The organism is Synechococcus sp. R55.2, from assembly GCF_047462075.1.
In the GTDB taxonomy this organism is placed as follows: domain Bacteria; phylum Cyanobacteriota; class Cyanobacteriia; order Thermostichales; family Thermostichaceae; genus Thermostichus.
Window position 1 is genome coordinate 23242 of record NZ_JANSIH010000436.1, and the last position, 17106, is coordinate 40347.

Genomic DNA, 17106 nt, shown 5'->3' on the forward strand with positions numbered 1-17106 from the left:
CATCTTCAGTAGGAGATAAAAATGTATCTGTTTTTACAATTTGCAGGTGTCAGTAGTGTTAGAAATTAGCGGAATTGTCCGGGGTGCAGGAGGCAAATGAAAAAAATCGAGGCCGTAATCCGGCCATTCAAGTTGGATGAGGTCAAAATTGCTTTGGTCAATGCCGGAATTGTCGGCATGACTGTAAGTGAAGTGCGGGGCTTTGGTCGCCAAAAGGGACAAACCGAGCGTTATCGGGGATCCGAGTACACGGTAGAGTTCCTACAAAAGCTGAAAGTGGAGATCGTGGTTGAAGATGACCTGGTGGATACGGTGGTGGAGAAGCTGATTGCAGCGGCTCGCACCGGCGAAATCGGGGATGGCAAGATTTTCATCAGCCCCGTCGAAAAAACCATCCGCATCCGAACTGGCGAGCTCAACCAAGATGCCCTATGAGAAGGGATCACGTTCAGGGTTTGGGTTGCCCGGCCTGAGCCTCGTGTGAGTTTGCTTCATGTCTCTTTTGCTGTATATCTGATGAGGTGTTCTTGCCCTACTTTTCGGGTAATGTGTTGCGAGAAGTACTGTCACTTTAGGTGAGTCGAAAAGCATGAGTACGACAATGATCCAAAAGCTCAAGAGCCAGGTGCCCCAGTGGCTTTGGCGACCGGCCAAGTGGAGTCTGACTGCCGCTCTAATGGCTGCGCTGGTTTTTCTATTCGGCCAGGGAACTGCCTTTGCTCAAGAGGCCGAGGAAGTTCAGAAACACGCTGACGTTGTTTGGACGATCGTGTCGGCGGCCTTGGTGTTCTTCATGCAGGCAGGGTTCGCCATGGTGGAGACGGGCTTTACCCGCGCCAAGAATGCCGCCAACATCATGATGAAGAACTTGATGGACTTCTGCATGGGCTGTTGCGCCTTCTGGTTCATCGGGTTTGGCCTCATGTTCGGCAAAAGTGCTGGCTTCTTCGGCACTGACTGGTTTGCTTTTGGCTGGCAGCAGGCTTACGAGGCAGATGGCTGGCCCTTTACTTTCTTTGTCTTCCAGATGGTGTTTGCCGCTACCGCCGCCACCATTGTTTCCGGAGCGATGGCAGAGCGCACCAAGTTCTTGGCCTACTTGATCTACTCCATCGTTATTTCTGGGCTAATCTACCCCATCTCTGGGGGTTGGGCCTGGAACGGGCTGTTCGGCGACTACAACGGCGGCACAGCCGGCTGGCTGGAAAATCTGGGCTACATCGACTACGCCGGGTCGGGGGTGGTGCATTTGGTAGGGGGCGCTGCGGCCTTGGCAGGTGCGATCGCGCTTGGCCCTCGCATTGGCAAGTACGGCCCTAATGGAGAACCGCGGGCTATTCCCGGCCACAACCTGCCGCTGGGGATGTTGGGGGTGTTTATCCTCGCCTTGGGCTGGATCGGGTTTAATGCCGGTTCCACCACTGCAGCCTCTGTCGATATTGGCTGGATTGCCATGAATACGCTGCTGGCAGCTTCGGCTGGAGCAATTGGGGCGATGTTCACCTCTTGGGTTCATTTTGGCAAGCCGGATATGACCTTTGCCGCCAACGGTGTCCTGGCCGGCTTGGTGGGGATCACTGCCCCTTGCGATAGCGTCCATCCTTTGGGTGCTCTGATCATCGGCTCGGTGGCCGGGATTCTGGTGGTGATTTCGGTGGTGATCCTGGATACGGTGCTGAAAATTGATGACCCGGTGGGCGCGATTTCGGTACACGGCACCTGTGGTATCTGGGGGGTGTTGGCAGCAGGGATCCCCTTCTTTGCCAATGCCAACTATGCTGAAGAGGTCACCTGGGCCCAATTTGGGGTACAAGTGGTGGGCGCTCTGGCCTACTTTCTCTGGCCCTTTATTACCTGCTTGATCCTGTTCTTTATCCTCAAGGCTGTAACCGGCCTGCGCACCAGCGCCGAGGAAGAGATCGCCGGTTTGGATGTGGGCGAGCATGGCAACGTGGCCTACCCCGACTTCGTTACTGCTGCCACCGATTCGGAGCAATCTTGAGCCGTTGTGCTCGGTCTGACCTGGGGTTGCCGGATCGGAGCATTGCTGAACTGAGCATCAAATGAGCATCAAAAGGGAGGGTCAGGGCTGGCCCTCTCTTTTATGGCTTGCTGATGTATTTGGTGGCATTGGTGTAGGTGGTTACGGGTAGGAGGGGAGAAATAGCTCAAAATCGAGGTGTGGGACTTGGAATCGAGATGAAAAGTCAGATAGGTGAGACTGTTTTCTCTCGTCTTCGGCAGGGGATCCTTTTGGGTTTGAGGACAGAGGGGAAAGTCCTGCTGGGGGTTGGAGCTTTGCTGGGGTTGGGAAGTTTGGTTGCCCCGCCTGCTCTGGCCCAGACGGATCTCACGGCTCTGGAACAGGCTCTCCCACCCGAGGCTTGGGCTGAGCTACAAACCTTACTGAAAACTCAGCAATACCATGCCGACATCGTCTGGACAACGGTGGCCGGGGCGCTGGTGTTTTTCATGCAGGCGGGCTTTGCCATGGTGGAGGCGGGCTTCACGCGGGCTAAAAATGCTACCAACATTGTCCTGAAGAACCTGATGGACTTCTGCTTCGGGGCCTGCGCTTTTTGGTTTTTGGGGTTTGGGCTGATGTTCGGATCCCATGTGGCCGGTTTTTTGGGCACCAACTGGTTTTTTTTCAACTGGCAACAGGGAGCTGAAGCCGGCAGTCAAAACGATGCTTGGCCTTTCACGTTCTTCTGTTTCCAACTGGTGTTTGCCGCCACCGCTGCCACCATTGTCTCCGGGGCAATGGCGGAACGCACCCGCTTTTTGGCTTATTTGATTTACTCCATCGTCATCTCTGGGGCGATCTACCCGATTTCCGGGGGCTGGGCCTGGAATGGCCTGTTTGCCGACTACAACGGTGGTACAGCCGGCTGGCTGGAAAACCTGGGCTACATTGACTTTGCCGGGTCGGGGGTGGTGCACTTGGTGGGTGGGGCTGCAGCTTTTGCGGGAACTTTGGTGTTGGGGCCGCGCTTGGGCAAGTATGGTCCCAATGGGGAGCCGCGGGCTATTCCCGGGCATAGCTTACCCTTGGGCATGTTGGGGGCGTTGATCCTGTGGCTGGGCTGGATTGGCTTTAATGCCGGCTCTACAACGGCAGCGATTCCTGATATTGGCTGGATTGCTTTCAATACCTATTTGGCCGGGGCGGCAGGAGCCATCGGCGCTCTCTGTACTTCCTGGGCCATTTTTACCAAGCCGGACATGACGTTTGCAGCCAATGGGACACTGGCGGGGCTGGTGGGCATTACTGCTCCTTGCAACACTGTTCATCCTTTGGGGGCAATCCTTATCGGCTCGGTGGCCGGGGTGTTGGTGGTGTTGTCGGTGCTGTTTATCGAGGGCACCTTGAAGGTGGATGACCCGGTGGGGGCGGTGTCGGTACATGGGGTGTGCGGCGCTTGGGGGGTCATTGCTGCAGGGATCCCGTGGTTTGCCCATGCGGAAGCGGGGGTGACTTGGGCGGTGTTGCCGGTACAGATTCTGGGGGTTATTGCCCTGGGAGGATGGTCTTTTATCTGTTGTCTGGCTTTGTTTTTGATTTTGAAGGGCACCATCGGTCTGCGCGTCTCGGCAGAAGAAGAGTTGGCCGGCTTGGATATTGGCGAGCACGGCAACATTGCCTACCCTGACTTTGTCACTGCTTCGGGAGAGTTGGAAGGTTGAGTTGAGCAGTACACTGGGATCCGGTTGGATGCACTTCTGGATCCCATGCACCTTCTGATCCCGGCGGCTGGCAGCGGCAAGCGAATGGGAGCTGCGGTCAATAAGCTGTTGCTGCCGCTCTTGGGTCAGCCGATTTTGGCTTGGACGTTGCAGGCTGCGGATCGAGCCAGCTCCATCGAGTGGATCGGCATTCTCTCCCAACCCGGCGATTGGCCGGCCATCGAGCAGATCCTGGCGGCAATGGATCTGTCCACGCCGGTGCAGCTTTTACAAGGGGGGGCGACGCGGCAGGAGTCGGTTTACAGGGGGGTTGAGTATCTCTATAACCTGGGAACAGTAGAGCGGGTGTTGATCCACGATGGGGCCCGCTGCCTAGCTACCCCTAAGTTGTTCGATCGCTGTAGTGCTGCTTTGCAGCAGGTGGATGGTCTCATCGCGGGGATCCCTGTCAAGGACACGATTAAAGTCGCTGAGGCAGGCCCAAAAGGGATCCAAATTCAGTCAACCCCAGAACGCAGCCGGCTGTGGGCAGCGCAAACGCCGCAGGGGTTTCGCCTGTCGATGCTATGGCAAGCCCATCGGGAGGCTCTGGCCCAGGGTTGGCAAGTGACCGATGACGCAGCTCTGTTTGAGAAGCTGGGTTGGTCGGTTTACATCGTGGAAGGGGAGGAGACCAATTTGAAGCTAACCACCCCCCTGGATGTGTTGCTGGCCGCACAAATCCTGCAGCAGCGTCTCGGACCAGCGCGTTAGCTCAATTCAATCCCGGTAGGGCCAGTCTCAACCTTGGGAATTAAAAGTAGGAAGGAGGAAATCTAGGTTCACTAAGAGCACTTTGATCACCCCATCTCTTGTGGTTCGTTGGAAATGAAAATGATAAGTCTGGCTGTTTAGAATCTAATGCACCCAAGACACCTGAAACCAAGCAAAAGATGAGATTAATGCACTTTTCACTTTCTTCATAAACTTGCCGTTCTGAGAACCGAACTACAACCCAGCCTCTATCCGCTAGATAAGCATCACGCTTACTTTGCTTAGGATCATTCACAGTATGGGCTGGCCTACACAGATTACCTTCAAGAAACCATGGCTCATCAATTTCAATGTCAATGAGTAAAACGAGTGATCTTTTTCCATCTCTAGATACCTGCATTGCGATATCAGGGGTATAGCACCGGACACTAGACTGCTCTATGCTAACAGCTGACCTCTCTGGAAGCAGAGTAACTTTAAAGCTATCTCTCTCTAGACTTTCCAATTGTCTCATCAAAGCATTTCGAAGGAAGTTATCAAATCTTCCGCAGCGAGCATCAGAAACTGTATCAGGATACTGGACCCTTTGATTAGCAATAAGCTCCATAGCCTGATCTCGGTGTTCTCTTTCAATGGCTTCGCACTCTGCTTCCCACTGCCGTAGAGCTTCCTGATATTTCTCCCAATGCCTTCTTCTGATGGACGTACACTCTTCCTGCCACCGGCGCAGGTCGATCTCTTGGTACCTCCTCAGGTTTTCTTCATGGATTTTTTTTAGATCTTCGCGCTCTGCTTCCCACTGCCGGAGGGCCTCTTGATGTTCTCTCAATCTTTCTTGGTAAGCTTGTATAAGAGCTTCACATTTTGCTTCCCACCGTCGCAGAACTTCCTCATATTTCTGTTGATGAACTCTCCGGATCTCTTCACATCTTACTTGCCACAAACAAACCTCTTCGTAATATTTATTCAGTTTTTCCTGGTGGGCTTGTTCAAGGGCTTTGCATTCCGCTTCCCAGCAACGCAGAGCTTCTTCATGTTTCCATATTTTTTCTGCTCTTTCTCTCTCATATTTTTCTTTTCGCTTCTCGTATGTCCATGATTCGTAGAGAAAACGTGCTAGCGCTGCAATACCGACAATACCTGCTAAAACAACCAATTCTGGAGCCTCCGCAATAATCAAGGTAATGAGCACAGCAACACCAGCACCAGTTGCCCATGCCGATTGCAGCTTGCCCATCAAAGGCTGGGGTAGCTCGGGTAGATTTGGCCTAACAGGGCGTTCCGGCATTCGAGGTAGTTCAGGTTCCGTTGGGCGCTCCGGCATCTGTGGCGGCTCAGGCTCCAGCGGACGGGCAGGCATCTGCGGCGGCTCAGGCTCCGGCGGGCGAGGTGGGAGATCTGGCCCCCTCAGGAGGAGAGCAATCGGCTGGGGTAAAACAACGTAGGGATAATAGTCTTTCCGAACGTACCTTAAGATCGAATACAAATGCCTACCTTGGACTTCCATGTTCTTAGCTTGAGCTTTCAGGTGAGCTTTCTAGAAGTCTCGCATTGCACTTCGTTGCGCTTTACCGAGAGATTTAGGTCTAAAGTCATTTTCTTGACCCTGACAGCTTTCAAGGCTGCCCTAGGGCTTTGCCAGAGGTTCAGAGTGATTAACCGCTTTGCTCGCGTCAGCGGGCTGTGGTCTCCAAACCCAGATGTCGGCATCGCCATTGAAGCGCAGTTCCAAAGTCTGTACTCTAAGCTGATTGATACTCTTCTTATTTGTCAAGACTTGTTTTTTGTCAAGACTTGTTTGTAAAGACTTTAGAAAAGGGATCTTCAAAAAAAGAGACCTTCGAATCCCCTCATGGACGGAGTGATTAGCTCTATCCTCTCTGAAGTGGTTCCCTGCTGCTAGGATGCACGCTGCTGGGGTAGGAAGAGACCGAATGAGCGAACAGACTGTGCCCTATTGGCCCGTCCACATTGTCGGCGCCGGCCCCGGGGATCCGGAGCTGATTACCCTGCGGGGGCAAAGACTGCTGGCGGAAGCCGATGTAGTGTTCTACACAGGTTCTTTGGTGCCAGAGGGAGTGCTGGCCCATTGTCGCCCTGGGGTTGAGGCCATTGACACCCGCTCCTTCACGCTGGAAACGCTGCTGCCGCAAATTGTGGAACGGGTCAAGGCGGGGCGGCGGGTGGTGCGGCTGCAGGATGGGGATCCCTGCCTTTACGGCGCTCTGCACGAGCTGCTGATCCGGCTGGCGGAGGCAGGGATCCCTTTTGAGATCGTGCCAGGAGTAAGCGCCTTTCAATTGGCAGCCGCCCGTTTGCAGGTGGAGTTGACCATACCCAAGTTGGTACAGACGATTATCCTCACCCGCGCCAGCGGTCGCACCCAGGTACCGGAAGCAGAAGCCCTGGCCAGTCTGGCAGCCCACCGCGCCTCTTTGTGTCTATATCTGAGCGCCCGCCACGTAGAACAAGCGCAGGCAGATCTGCTGGCTCACTACCCCGCCGATACCCCGGTTGCCGTTTGTTATCGCTTGGGTTGGCCGGACGAACAGATCTGGCTGGGATCCCTGGCCGAGATGGCCGCCCTCACCCGGCAAGCCGGCTTAGAACGCACAGTGCTCTATCTCGTCAGCCCTGCCTTGAAAGGCTTGTCAAGCTCCAGATCTGCCCGCTCGCGGCTCTACAGCCCTGACCACACCCACCTTTTCCGTCGCAAAATGGGCCAGCAGCCCCGTTTGTAACAGGCTCTTTCAGTATATTGACGGACTCCGGCAGATTGAGCACAATGAGGCAGCAAGATGAGGTCAGAGGCCTTGACTTCTGGCGAGGGGGTACTCGTTTTTGCCGAGAGAAGTGGATCCCTCTTGGATTGGAGTTGTTACAAGACCATTTTTTCACTCTCTAACTTAACTTTGCGAACTCTAACTTTATGGCTGGCTCATCTGCTGCTCGCAGCGTGGAAACCCTGATCAAGGCTCTGCAGAAGGCCCTGGCCCCCCTGCCAACCCGTTCGGCCCTGAAGCAAGATGTCCTTTACCTCATGGTGGATCTCCCACGGCAGGGGATGTTTAGCCGCTCTATGGTGTTGCATCGAGTTGCCAGCCAATTGGGGGGCTTGCCTGTGCAGGGAGTTAGCCAACTGGTGGTGTACGGTCGGCTTCAGGGGGAAACACAGCCGCAGTGGAAAAAAGTCTTCTACTTGTCCTCTGGGGAAAGCAGTGCCGATGCCACGCAGATTGTATTACCGGGCACCAAGATTTCTGAGATCAAGGTGCTGGAGGCCCAAAAACCTGTTGTGGATCCCGACCACAACTCCGATTTTCGCAAAGTTAAAACTCTGGGGGCACCGGTTCCCAAAATTCAGAAAGAGCGCTGGCCAGAAGCGGCTCCAAGCCAGGCCTCGGTTGGCCATGCCCCTTCCCAAGACGGGATCCCGACCCCTCTGCCTACAACTGCTCGCCCCAGTTCTCCTATCGACGTTCTGGCCAACTTTCCGACACTTGATCAATGGTTGCACAGGCCTGCTCTAAGGCCCTTCTTGGGGGGAGCTCTGGCTTTGTCTCTCCTGCTGGGGGCTGGGTTGGTGGTGCGCTCTTTTGGGCAAGCCGATGTTCCTGCCCGAGCCAGATCGCTGGGGCTGGGGATCCCGCTGTTGATCTTGGCTGCAGGGGGGGGCTGGCTGGGTTGGCAAGGCCGGCGTGCCATCAACACCTTTGAGCGGGAGGGATCCCAGGATCCCTTTACAGAAGGGCTGTCCTTTTTACAGGCCAATCAAATGCCTGAGGCGGTGGAGCGGTTTCGGGAGGCCGTGCGGCAACAGCCGAATCATGTCGAGGCCCACGTTGAGCTGGCCCATCTGTTGGCGAAAACCAACCGACTGCAGGAGGCATTGAGCCACTACCAACAGGCCAAACGCCTGAACCCGAACTTGAGCGGCATCAACACCCACCTGGTGGAAACCCTGAAGGCTCTAGCACGGCAGTGGTTGGCCCAGCATCAGCCGGATGAAGTCTTGATCCATTTGCCCGAAGCGCTGCCCCTCACCCAGGGATCCGCTCAAGCCGAGATCTTCAGCCTGCTCGGCCAAGCCTGGGCAGAGAAGGGCAACTGGGCAGAAGCGTTAGCTCAGCAACAAAAGGCCCTGGGGCTGGATCCCCACTTCAGCGAGGCCCATCTTTGCGTTGCTCAAATTCGCCTCAAGCTGGGGCAATGGGACGAGGCCATCGATTCCTGTTGGGCTGCTTTGGAGTTGAATGATCGCCTGGGCCTGGGCCACGCCGTGATGGGACAAGCGCTGATGCGCAAAGGACAGCTAAAAGCGGCAATAGCAGCCTTCCGAACTGCCCTCAGCCTGGATCTCAGTCCTGAGTTGGCAGCCGCTGTGCGGGTGGATCTGGGTTTGGCAATGGTACATGCAGGCCATCTGGCTCAAGCTAGCCAGGAGTTCAGCCAGGTGGTCTTCAATGGCCAGTTCAAAAGACAGCAGGCTCGCGCCTACTACGGCTTGGGCCTGGTGTTGGCAAGCCAAGAGCAATACAGCGAAGCTGTGAAGAACTACCGGCGGGCTTTGGAGCTGGCCCCCGATCTGCACGCAGCGATGGCCGCCATTGGCCTAGCCTACTTGGGGCCCAAACAACGGGATGCCTCTGGGCGCAAGTTCATCCAGCCTCAACAGTTGCAGCAGGCTATGCAGCAGTTTGAACAGGCCCTCGAAGGAGATTCAGAGTTGCCGGAAGCTCACTTTGGCCTGGGCGAAGTGGCGCGCATCAAGGGGGATCTAACCTCGGCGGAGGCCAGCTATCGACGGGCCATTCGCAGCAATGGCAGCTATGGAGCAGCTCACTATCGTCTGGGATCCATCCTTGCCCGCCAAGGCAAGCTGGAGCAGGCCATTGAACACTTTCGCTCGGCTTTGGAAATCGCTCCCAACTTCTCCGAAGCCAGAGTGAGCCTGCAACGGCTTCTCTCCAAACAGATGGAAGAGGCCCATACCGGCCTACTCGTCCCGTAAGGTGGGATAGGATCTTCCAGTTAAGGTTCTCTCAACCCATGACACCAACGCCAGGTTGGGTGGTCAGCCCTGCAACCGCCATCCAGCTCATCCAACAAGGGGCAACGCTTCTGGATGCACGCAGTGCGGAATTGCAAGCCGACGGGATCCTGAAGGGTTCAATTCCGGTGAACTGGACGGAGTTTACTCAACCAGAGGCTGCCAACAGCGGCAAGCTGTTGGCAGATGATGCCCTTCTCACCGAAAAGCTGCAGGGCCTTGGCGTGTTTCAGGGGCGTCCGGTGGTGGTGGTGGCCGATCCGCTGCGGGGTTGGGGAGAAGATGGCTGGATCGTTTGGATGTTGCGCAGCTTGGGTCATCCCCAGGCGGTCATGGTGGACGGGGGCTATCCGGCCCTGGTGAAGGAGGGAGTGCTGACCACAACCCGACAAAGCGCCGACGAACCGCAACGGGGCGACTTTGTAGTGCAGCGAACCGACCGGTGGGAGATCGACCGGGACACTCTGCGGGCCAGCCTTGGCTCCGACCGTGTGGCCATCCTCGACAGTCGCGAAGCCCAAGAATACAAGGGAGCCACCCCCTATGGTGAGGCGCGCGGTGGACACATCCCCGGCGCTGTGCATCTCTACTACAAGGAGCTGATGGATGCGGCGGGATCCCTATTGCCGCCCGCTGCAATTCACGCCCGCCTGCAAAAAGCCGGGATCCCTCCAGAAGCCGAGATCATTGCCTACTGCACAGCTGGGGTTCGCTCCGCTTGGGTCACGGTGGTTTTAACCCACGTGGGCCGGCAGGCCAAAAGCTATTCCGGTTCCATCCTGGAATGGGCGGCCGGGGATCCCCAGGAGTTCCCGCTCCAGCCATGAGGGGATCCCTGCCCACTGTGATCTTGGCCGGATGTGGCTATGGAGCCATCGACGCCTTGCGGGCGCTCAAAGGGCAGGCACGGGTGATCGCCATCAACCCCTATCCCTACAGTGTCAATTCGGGCATGTCCACACGGCTGCTGAGCGGTCGGTTTTCTCTAGAGCTGGTGCGGATCCCTTTGCTGGAGCATATTCAAGCCAACGGCGCCCAGTTTTTGCCGGGGCGAGTCACCCACATCCAACCCGAAGCTCGAACCCTGACCCTGGAGAGTGAAGCCGGGATCCAAACTCTGGCCTACGACTATCTGTTGGTGAATGTGGGCCGGGAGTTGCGCCCCATCGATGGGATCCAACATGCCTTCACCATTCGACCGGCAGAACAATTGGTGGCCGCCCGAACTTGGATCCGGCAGTGCTGGCAACGGGCTGCCCAGGGGGATCCGACGCCGGGTCTGTTGACCTTTGTGGTGGCAGGGGGAGGCTGTACCGGCACAGAGCTGATGGGGGAACTCTACGATCTTTGCCGGGAAATGAGCGCAAAAACAGGGATCCCCTTAGCTCAAGCCCGGCTGATCCTGATCCATCGCCAGGCCCATCTGGTGGAGGGTTTCTCAGAACACTTCCGCCGGGCTGTGGAAAGAGAAATCCGCCGCTTGGGGGTGGAAATCTGGGCCGGATGTCAGGTGAAAGCCTTTGGGCCGGAGCAGGTGTGGCTCTCGGATGGCACCGAGTTGATGGCTCAGACTCGCCTGTGGGCAGGTGGCTTCCAGGCGCCGGCCTGGTTGAGCACCTGCGGCTTGCCGACAGGGCCGACGGGATCCCTGCTTGTGGATCAATACCTGCGGGTGCAAGGCTCAGAGCGCATCCTGGCGGTGGGGGACTGCGCTGACTTTGTTTGGGGATCCCGCCTCTTGCCCAAGATCGGCGTGTACGCGGTGCGCCAGGGGCCAATTGCAGCCCAAAACCTGCTGCGGCTTATCCGCGGCCAACCTCTGATCCCCTACCGACCGCAGGCCACGGTTTTTGTTTGTGTAACGGTGGGGAACCGCGTTGCTGTTGCTGAGAAAGGCGGGCTGGTCTGGCGCGGCTATGCAGCCACGGTGCTGAAGAACTTTTTTGATTGGCTGTACATGTGTAAACTCAAGCCCGTGCGCTGGCAGGAGTTTTTCTACTGACCCAACCCTGCCAAGAACGGGGTTAAGATCAAGACCGGATGGGTCGAGTTGGGCTTGCTTCCCAGAAATTCTGAATGTCTAGGTTATGGCTGTTCCCAGCAGCAAGGGGGCACAACATTCCAAATCGCAGCGAAGCAGTGCTCTAACTCCCCTCTCTCCTTGTAGGGCAAGCAGTAGCGAGGGTTGACGCAGAGCGCCAGAGAGCATGTTTCAAACTTAATTTTTGGAGTGACTGCACTACCCTTCAGCCCGCCCAAAACTCTTGATTCGTTTTACCGACCTTTGCCGACCGGCCAGAGCAGCGACCAATCAGGAGCAACAATGCCTCTCGATAACCTGCGCGGACTCTATCAGCAAGTCATTCTGGAGCGATACAAAAAGCCCCACAACTTCGGCAGAGTGGATCCCGTCCACCGCCACCAGCGCGGCCACAACCCCTCCTGCGGCGACACCATCGACCTCACCTTGCAACTGGATCCCAGCCAGGAGCGGATTGTCGATATCAAATTCGAGGGGGCAGGCTGTGCCATTGCCCTGGCTTCTGCCGATCTCATGGCGGATGCGGTGCGGGGGCGCACCATCCCCGAAGCTCTGCAGTTGGTGGAGCGCTTCCAAGCCATGATGCGCGGTGGCGAAGAGTTCCCGCGGGAGCAACGGGCTTTGAACGCCATGAAAGGGGTAGCCCAATTTCCAGTACGCATCAAATGCGCCAACCTGGCCTGGCATGCGCTCAAATACGCGCTGGAATCGCCCGAACCCCAGGCCAATGGGTCGGCCTTTGTGAGCAACGAAAACACCGACTAACTTTCCCCAGTTTTACCCTTCTCCCTCGCTACCCTGGGCAAAAGCCTTTCAAGGCTTGCGCAGATTGTTGGTTTCCCAGCTCTGCCCAGGAGCAAACGATGTCGCAGCAGGTGTTGATCGTTGAGGATGATCCCAGTCTTGCTTATGTTCTCAGCCTGTTGCTGGAGCGAGAGAATACAGAGTTTGTGGTGGTTGCTTCGGTTCCCGGTGCCATCAGTCACTGCCAAGCCTCACGACCGGATCTCATCATTCTGGATTTGGAACTGGTTGGCGACGAGGGGTTTGCCCTGCTGGATTGGCTGAACAGGAATCCTCCCGCCAAGCCCATTCCCGTCTTGATCTACACGGCCCGCGATGTGGAGCACCCAGAGCGTATCCGCTGGCAATCTCAAGTTACCGAAATCTACGTCAAAGGGCGCATCAGTCCGACAGAACTCCAAGAACGGGTACACCAACTCTTGGCTGAAACAACATGACCCATCGTCTGCTGATCATCGACGACGAACCCGATATTTGGGAAATGACCCAACTGATCCTGGAAAACTTGGTCGGCTGGCAGATCTTAACGGCGGGATCCGGCCCAGAAGGGATCCAAATCGCTATCCGAGAGCAACCCGAGGCCATCCTGCTGGATGTGACGATGCCGGGGATGGATGGCCCCACCACCTTGGCCCATTTACGAGCTTTGCCGGAAACCCAAAGGATCCCCGTGATCCTTCTAACCGCCAAAGTCCGGGATCCCCAGGATGCCTCTCTTGCTCAGCTTGGAGCCAATGGCTTCATCAGCAAACCCTTCAACGCGGCCACCCCGGCTGCGGAAATCTCCGCTCTGCTGGGCTGGGATCCCTGACTCAACCCTGAACCTGCCCCAAAGACCCCTGGGATCCCGCCGATATCCGCCAAATCGCGTAGAAGAAACGTACAAATTGCCTAGGTAAGTCTTCGGTGTTTCTCTGTATTTTCCCTGATCTCCAAGCTATGATGGGCGCGTGAGCGTTAGAAATACGGAGGAACACAGATGCAAGCCGGTGTGGATCCAACGCTGGACTACCGTACTTACCGCATAGCGGCCCTATTGAGCGAGAGCTTCTCTTTGGGAGCGCTGCTGGGAGTTTCCCTCAAGTGGCAGAAGGATGTCTCTTCTGAGAACGAGCCTCAGGCCGGAGTTCCTCCCTTCTTCCTACAGCGCATCGAGCAGTGCTACCTCATCCCTCGGCAAAAGTAATCTCTCCTCTGTCAAAAACCATCTCTCAAACAGAACCAGCCATGAATACAGATCTTGACTCTCTCCTTGTTGCTCCGCCCTCCAGCATCCAAGAAATCGTGGAGCAGGTGTTCCGCAGCAGCTTCCTCAGCTTGGACCAAGAGAACCGCATCAATGAGCTGCTCTTTCAGCGGCGCTACTCTGAGGCTGACCTGGAACTGTTGGACTGCCTAAGCTTGGCGTTGCTGAACCATCAAATTGAGACGGAAAAACGTTCTGCGGCAAAAGCTGCCTGACCCCCAAAACGCATCAAGTTCCTCCAAAGCAAAAGGGGATCCCCGCTGGATCCCCTTATTTGTCCAATCTGAGTCCAGTGACCTAGCTGATCTCCAAGGAAAACCCTGGAAGCGCCCCGGCAAGCATTCCAGAGTTCTTGCAGGATGTGGGGACTAGACTGCAACGGTCTTCTTCACCTGAGCCGCCAAAGCTCCAGAAGCATACTTGGCTGCCATCTCATCCAAGGTAACCACCGGAACTTTGGTGCCATGGCCAGCACAGCCGAAGGCAATGTAGCGCTCGGCGCAGACTTTTTGCATTTCCTTGATGGAAGGCTTGAGGAAGTGGCGGGGGTCAAACTCTTTCGGATTCTCGGCCAGAGCGCGGCGCACGGCAGCCGTGATGGCCAGGCGGTTGTCGGTGTCGATGTTTACTTTGCGCACTCCATTTTGGATGCCCCGCTGAATTTCTTCCAGCGGCACACCGTAAGTCTCGGGAATGGAGCCGCCGTATTCGTTGATGATGTCGATCAGCTCCTTGGGCACCGAGGAGGAACCGTGCATCACCAGGTGCGTGTTGGGCAGGCGGCGGTGGATCTCAGCAATGCGCTCCATGTCGAGGATGTCACCAGTGGGCTTCCGGGAGAACTTGTAGGCGCCATGGCTGGTACCAATGGCTACGGCCAGCGCATCCACCTGAGTTCGCTCCACAAAGTCCACCGCTTGGTCGGGGTCGGTGAGGAGTTGGTCATGGCTGAGCGCCTCTTCCGCGCCGTGGCCATCTTCCGCTTCCCCACGGCCCGTTTCCAGGGATCCCAGGCAGCCCAGTTCCCCTTCCACACTCACCCCGATTGCATGAGCCACTTTCACCACCTCGGAGGTAACGGCCACGTTGTACTCGTAGCTGGCCGGGGTCTTGGCATCTTCCTTGAGGGATCCATCCATCATGACGCTGGTGAAGCCGTTGCGGATGGCGGAATAGCAGGTAGCCGGGCTATTGCCGTGGTCTTGGTGCATGGCGACGGGGATGTGGGGGTAGGTCTCCACTGCCGCCAGGATCAGGTGCCGCAGAAAGTTCTCGCCCGCATACTTGCGTGCCCCTCGAGAGGCTTGCAGGATAACGGGGCTGTTGGTTTCATGGGCTGCCTGCATGATTGCTTGGATCTGCTCCATGTTGTTGACGTTGAAGGCAGGAATGCCGTAGCCATGTTCGGCGGCATGATCCAGCAGCGTCCGCATTGCAACGAGAGCCATCGGTTACCTCCTGAGGTGCTGACCTAGTGCGTATGAGATTTGCTTACCGTTGATCTTAAGATACTTTTTACGTTTTGGCGGATAAGCCGCCGGGGATCTGCGTATCTTGCCGAGGGATCCTTGCAGCTATTGGCCGTGATGCTCGCGCTCAGGCGCAACAGGCGCACCGACATCTTCAGATACAGTGGGGAAGGGCAAGACTGTTGGGCGCTTGCATCGAGGATGGATCTGCCCATGCCCGCTCAATTTATCTCTTAGTCTCTCTAATTCTACTGTGGTGTTTTTGTGTTGTTTGCCCGGAGGAATGGGAACGTGCGTTGCGATCGCTGGCCGGTCTTGGGTGCAAAGCCAACAAGGGCTCTGTCCTGCTGGGGCAAAAGGCTGCGCTGGGTGCGAGGAACCGGTTTGGCAATGGCCTGCTGGGCAGTGGCGGGCCTTCGGTCGGCAGCTTGGGGGATCCCCGGGCAATCTCCGGATCAAGCGGCAGCCTGGGTGAGGGACAATCCTGTGCTGCGGCCCCGTCCGGGCGAAACCCTGAACATCAACCGAGTGGAGCCGGATGGATCCCGTTTTACGTTCTTGGCTTCGGTGGCTCCGCCAGGACGGATCATCAACCCGCTGGATCGGGAGACGATTCGCTCGGAGCGGATGACGTTCTTTCGCCCCCAAGGACTGACGGCAGAAGACCTCTTTCAAGCCATTCGCGACGTTTATGGGCCGGAGATCGCCGCCGATCTGGATCAGGCGGTGGAGGTGATTCGCTACCCGTCCCCAGAAGCTCTGGCAAGCAGTCCGGGCTATACCTTGGCCCTTGCCATCCAAGGGGTGGTGCTGCGGGGAAACCAATTCGTGTATTGGCTGGAGCTGACGCAAAACCCCGATGGCCGCGTGCAGCAGGGGCAGGTGTGGGTGTTCCAAGAGGAATGGCTTCCCAAAGTGGAGGGGGAGCTGGCGGAGCGCTTCCCCTTGCAGGTGATGACCCGTTGAGGGGCCCCCAATCTTTATCCCCGAGGAGAAGGGCGCTCAGGGGCGGAGGGAGTTGCTGACATCCAAAGCCGGCAATTCCACCCGTTCTACCTGGGGCCGAAAGCCCAACCAAGGAGTGGCCAACTGGGCAAATCGCTCTGGATCCCCGCTCACACAGAAACGGTGGGGTTCCTCCTGGGCAGCGGTCGAGGGGCGGCGCAAGCCCCATAAGCTCAATTCGCGGGCCAGGGATCCCACCAGCGCCATCCCCGGATCCACTCGTTTGACCGAGGGGGGCAGCAAAGGCTTCAGGATTGGATCCAGCAGGGGGTAGTGAGTACAGCCATAGACAAGAGTATCGATCCCCTGTTGCAACAGCGGTTGCAGGTAGCGTTCAGCCGCCTGTCGCAGAGCAGGGCTATCCAGCCATCCGGCTTCAATGAGAGGGACGAACTCAGGGCAGGCTTGCTCCCAACAATGAACAGGGTGCGGAAAGCGTTTGGGATCCAGAGCGCTGTACTCTTGAATGGCTCTTGAGTAAGCGCGACTCTTGACCGTGGCCACCGTGGCGAGCACCCCAATGCGGGATCCCTGGGCCAGTGCTGCCTGGGCGCCGGGTAGGATCAACCCCAGAACGGGCAGGGCAAACTCCTGCCGCACGTGGTCCAGAGCCAAGGCCGAGCTGGTATTGCAGGCCATCACCACCAGCTTCACCGGCTGTGCCTGCATCCATGTCAGAATTTGCCGCACAAAGGCCAGGATCTCCTCTGGCGAGCGTTCCCCATAGGGCAACCGCGCTGTGTCGCCGAAGTAGATGAGCCGTTCCTGGGGGAGCCGGCGGCGTAAGGCTCGCCAAACCGTCAGCCCGCCCAAGCCGCTGTCAAACACCCCAATTGGCCAACTGGGATCTGGCTCTGATTTCCACTCCCACTGCATGCTCCGTTCTCCTCAACACCTTGGCCTAAGCTGCTGTATCCTACCCTGCTTTCGAGAATCTCGGCGACAGATTCCCTGCCTTCCCTCTGAGATCAACTGGGCCAACTGGATCGTCAATTCGATCAGCTAGAAATCGCAGGAGCCCCGCACTGTACCCGTAGGGTCAGTGTCGGGA

17 protein-coding genes are annotated in these 17106 nt (G+C 57.0%); 14 read left to right on the forward strand and 3 right to left on the reverse strand.

Translation table 11 applies throughout. The features are described from left to right. Positions 1–96 precede the first annotated feature (96 nt). The 4 genes from NW838_RS14720 to ispD all read left to right on the forward strand — a co-directional run bounded on the left by NW838_RS14720 (position 97) and on the right by ispD (position 4440). A complete protein-coding gene (locus NW838_RS14720) occupies positions 97–435 on the forward strand; it encodes a P-II family nitrogen regulator (protein WP_011430352.1) in 339 nt (112 codons plus the stop codon). 154 nt (positions 436–589) lie between these two features. Then, positions 590–2002, forward strand: a complete 1413-nt coding sequence (locus NW838_RS14725) for an ammonium transporter (RefSeq protein ID WP_414357151.1) — start codon at positions 590–592, stop codon at positions 2000–2002. 197 nt (positions 2003–2199) lie between these two features. Next, positions 2200–3687: an ammonium transporter gene (locus NW838_RS14730; protein WP_414357154.1), complete on the forward strand. Its 1488-nt coding sequence runs from the start codon at positions 2200–2202 to the stop codon at positions 3685–3687. 45 nt (positions 3688–3732) lie between these two features. Further along, on the forward strand, positions 3733–4440 hold the full coding sequence (gene ispD / locus NW838_RS14735) for a 2-C-methyl-D-erythritol 4-phosphate cytidylyltransferase (protein WP_414428294.1): 708 nt from the start codon (positions 3733–3735) through the stop codon (positions 4438–4440). Between the two features lie 40 nt (positions 4441–4480). Here the strand turns inward: ispD and NW838_RS14740 are convergent, their stop codons facing one another. Continuing rightward, positions 4481–5800 carry a hypothetical protein gene (locus tag NW838_RS14740; protein ID WP_414357158.1) on the reverse strand — a complete coding sequence of 440 codons (1320 nt, stop codon included), beginning with the start codon at positions 5798–5800 and terminating at the stop codon, positions 4481–4483. A gap of 574 nt (positions 5801–6374) precedes the next feature. Here NW838_RS14740 and cobM point away from each other — a divergent pair. From cobM to NW838_RS14785, 9 genes are all read left to right on the forward strand, one after another. Next, positions 6375–7181: a precorrin-4 C(11)-methyltransferase gene (gene cobM, locus NW838_RS14745; RefSeq protein WP_414428295.1), complete on the forward strand. Its 807-nt coding sequence runs from the start codon at positions 6375–6377 to the stop codon at positions 7179–7181. A 188-nt stretch (positions 7182–7369) separates the two neighbouring features. After that, entirely contained in the window at positions 7370–9451 is a 2082-nt protein-coding gene (locus NW838_RS14750; RefSeq protein ID WP_414428296.1) for a tetratricopeptide repeat protein, read from the forward strand. A 38-nt stretch (positions 9452–9489) separates the two neighbouring features. Further along, on the forward strand, positions 9490–10317 hold the full coding sequence (locus NW838_RS14755; RefSeq protein ID WP_414428297.1) for a sulfurtransferase: 828 nt from the start codon (positions 9490–9492) through the stop codon (positions 10315–10317). After that, the gene (locus NW838_RS14760; protein WP_414428298.1) at positions 10314–11492 is read left to right on the forward strand and encodes an NAD(P)/FAD-dependent oxidoreductase; all 1179 of its coding nucleotides are present in this window, start codon (positions 10314–10316) and stop codon (positions 11490–11492) included. The genes NW838_RS14755 and NW838_RS14760 overlap by 4 nt, the downstream gene beginning before the upstream one ends. 321 nt (positions 11493–11813) lie before the next feature. After that, complete coding sequence (gene sufU, locus NW838_RS14765; protein ID WP_011434254.1) at positions 11814–12296, forward strand: Fe-S cluster assembly sulfur transfer protein SufU; 483 nt, start codon at positions 11814–11816, stop codon at positions 12294–12296. Positions 12297–12394: 98 nt separating this feature from the next. Beyond that, positions 12395–12772: a response regulator gene (locus tag NW838_RS14770; RefSeq protein WP_414357168.1), complete on the forward strand. Its 378-nt coding sequence runs from the start codon at positions 12395–12397 to the stop codon at positions 12770–12772. Then, positions 12769–13146, forward strand: a complete 378-nt coding sequence (locus NW838_RS14775) for a response regulator (protein WP_414357170.1) — start codon at positions 12769–12771, stop codon at positions 13144–13146. The genes NW838_RS14770 and NW838_RS14775 overlap by 4 nt, the downstream gene beginning before the upstream one ends. Positions 13147–13314: 168 nt before the next feature. After that, a complete protein-coding gene (locus NW838_RS14780) occupies positions 13315–13521 on the forward strand; it encodes a hypothetical protein (protein WP_414357172.1) in 207 nt (68 codons plus the stop codon). Positions 13522–13562: 41 nt separating this feature from the next. Next, a complete protein-coding gene (locus tag NW838_RS14785) occupies positions 13563–13796 on the forward strand; it encodes a hypothetical protein (protein ID WP_414428299.1) in 234 nt (77 codons plus the stop codon). Positions 13797–13949: 153 nt separating this feature from the next. On the opposite strand, the gene fba is transcribed toward NW838_RS14785, so the two are convergent. Further along, entirely contained in the window at positions 13950–15029 is a 1080-nt protein-coding gene (gene fba / locus NW838_RS14790) for a class II fructose-bisphosphate aldolase (RefSeq protein WP_011432022.1), read from the reverse strand. Between the two features lie 390 nt (positions 15030–15419). On the opposite strand from fba, the gene NW838_RS14795 reads away from it, so the two are divergent. After that, entirely contained in the window at positions 15420–16016 is a 597-nt protein-coding gene (locus NW838_RS14795) for a hypothetical protein (RefSeq protein WP_414428300.1), read from the forward strand. A 36-nt stretch (positions 16017–16052) separates the two neighbouring features. On the opposite strand, the gene murI is transcribed toward NW838_RS14795, so the two are convergent. Then, positions 16053–16931 (reverse strand): glutamate racemase, encoded by an 879-nt coding sequence (gene murI / locus NW838_RS14800; RefSeq protein ID WP_414357176.1) that lies wholly within the window; start codon positions 16929–16931, stop codon positions 16053–16055. Between the last annotated feature and the right edge of the window lie 175 nt (positions 16932–17106).

Coding starts and splice junctions, on each gene's coding strand:
- fba (WP_011432022.1), bottom strand. CDS start 15,029: ATGGCTCTCGTTGCAATGCGGACGCTGCTGGATCATGCCGCCGAACAT.
- NW838_RS14785 (WP_414428299.1), top strand. CDS start 13,563: ATGAATACAGATCTTGACTCTCTCCTTGTTGCTCCGCCCTCCAGCATC.
- murI (WP_414357176.1), bottom strand. CDS start 16,931: ATGCAGTGGGAGTGGAAATCAGAGCCAGATCCCAGTTGGCCAATTGGG.
- NW838_RS14725 (WP_414357151.1), top strand. CDS start 590: ATGAGTACGACAATGATCCAAAAGCTCAAGAGCCAGGTGCCCCAGTGG.
- NW838_RS14730 (WP_414357154.1), top strand. CDS start 2,200: ATGAAAAGTCAGATAGGTGAGACTGTTTTCTCTCGTCTTCGGCAGGGG.
- NW838_RS14750 (WP_414428296.1), top strand. CDS start 7,370: ATGGCTGGCTCATCTGCTGCTCGCAGCGTGGAAACCCTGATCAAGGCT.
- NW838_RS14775 (WP_414357170.1), top strand. CDS start 12,769: ATGACCCATCGTCTGCTGATCATCGACGACGAACCCGATATTTGGGAA.
- NW838_RS14760 (WP_414428298.1), top strand. CDS start 10,314: ATGAGGGGATCCCTGCCCACTGTGATCTTGGCCGGATGTGGCTATGGA.
- NW838_RS14780 (WP_414357172.1), top strand. CDS start 13,315: ATGCAAGCCGGTGTGGATCCAACGCTGGACTACCGTACTTACCGCATA.
- sufU (WP_011434254.1), top strand. CDS start 11,814: ATGCCTCTCGATAACCTGCGCGGACTCTATCAGCAAGTCATTCTGGAG.
- NW838_RS14740 (WP_414357158.1), bottom strand. CDS start 5,800: ATGCCTGCCCGTCCGCTGGAGCCTGAGCCGCCACAGATGCCGGAGCGC.
- cobM (WP_414428295.1), top strand. CDS start 6,375: ATGAGCGAACAGACTGTGCCCTATTGGCCCGTCCACATTGTCGGCGCC.
- NW838_RS14720 (WP_011430352.1), top strand. CDS start 97: ATGAAAAAAATCGAGGCCGTAATCCGGCCATTCAAGTTGGATGAGGTC.
- NW838_RS14755 (WP_414428297.1), top strand. CDS start 9,490: ATGACACCAACGCCAGGTTGGGTGGTCAGCCCTGCAACCGCCATCCAG.
- ispD (WP_414428294.1), top strand. CDS start 3,733: ATGCACCTTCTGATCCCGGCGGCTGGCAGCGGCAAGCGAATGGGAGCT.
- NW838_RS14770 (WP_414357168.1), top strand. CDS start 12,395: ATGTCGCAGCAGGTGTTGATCGTTGAGGATGATCCCAGTCTTGCTTAT.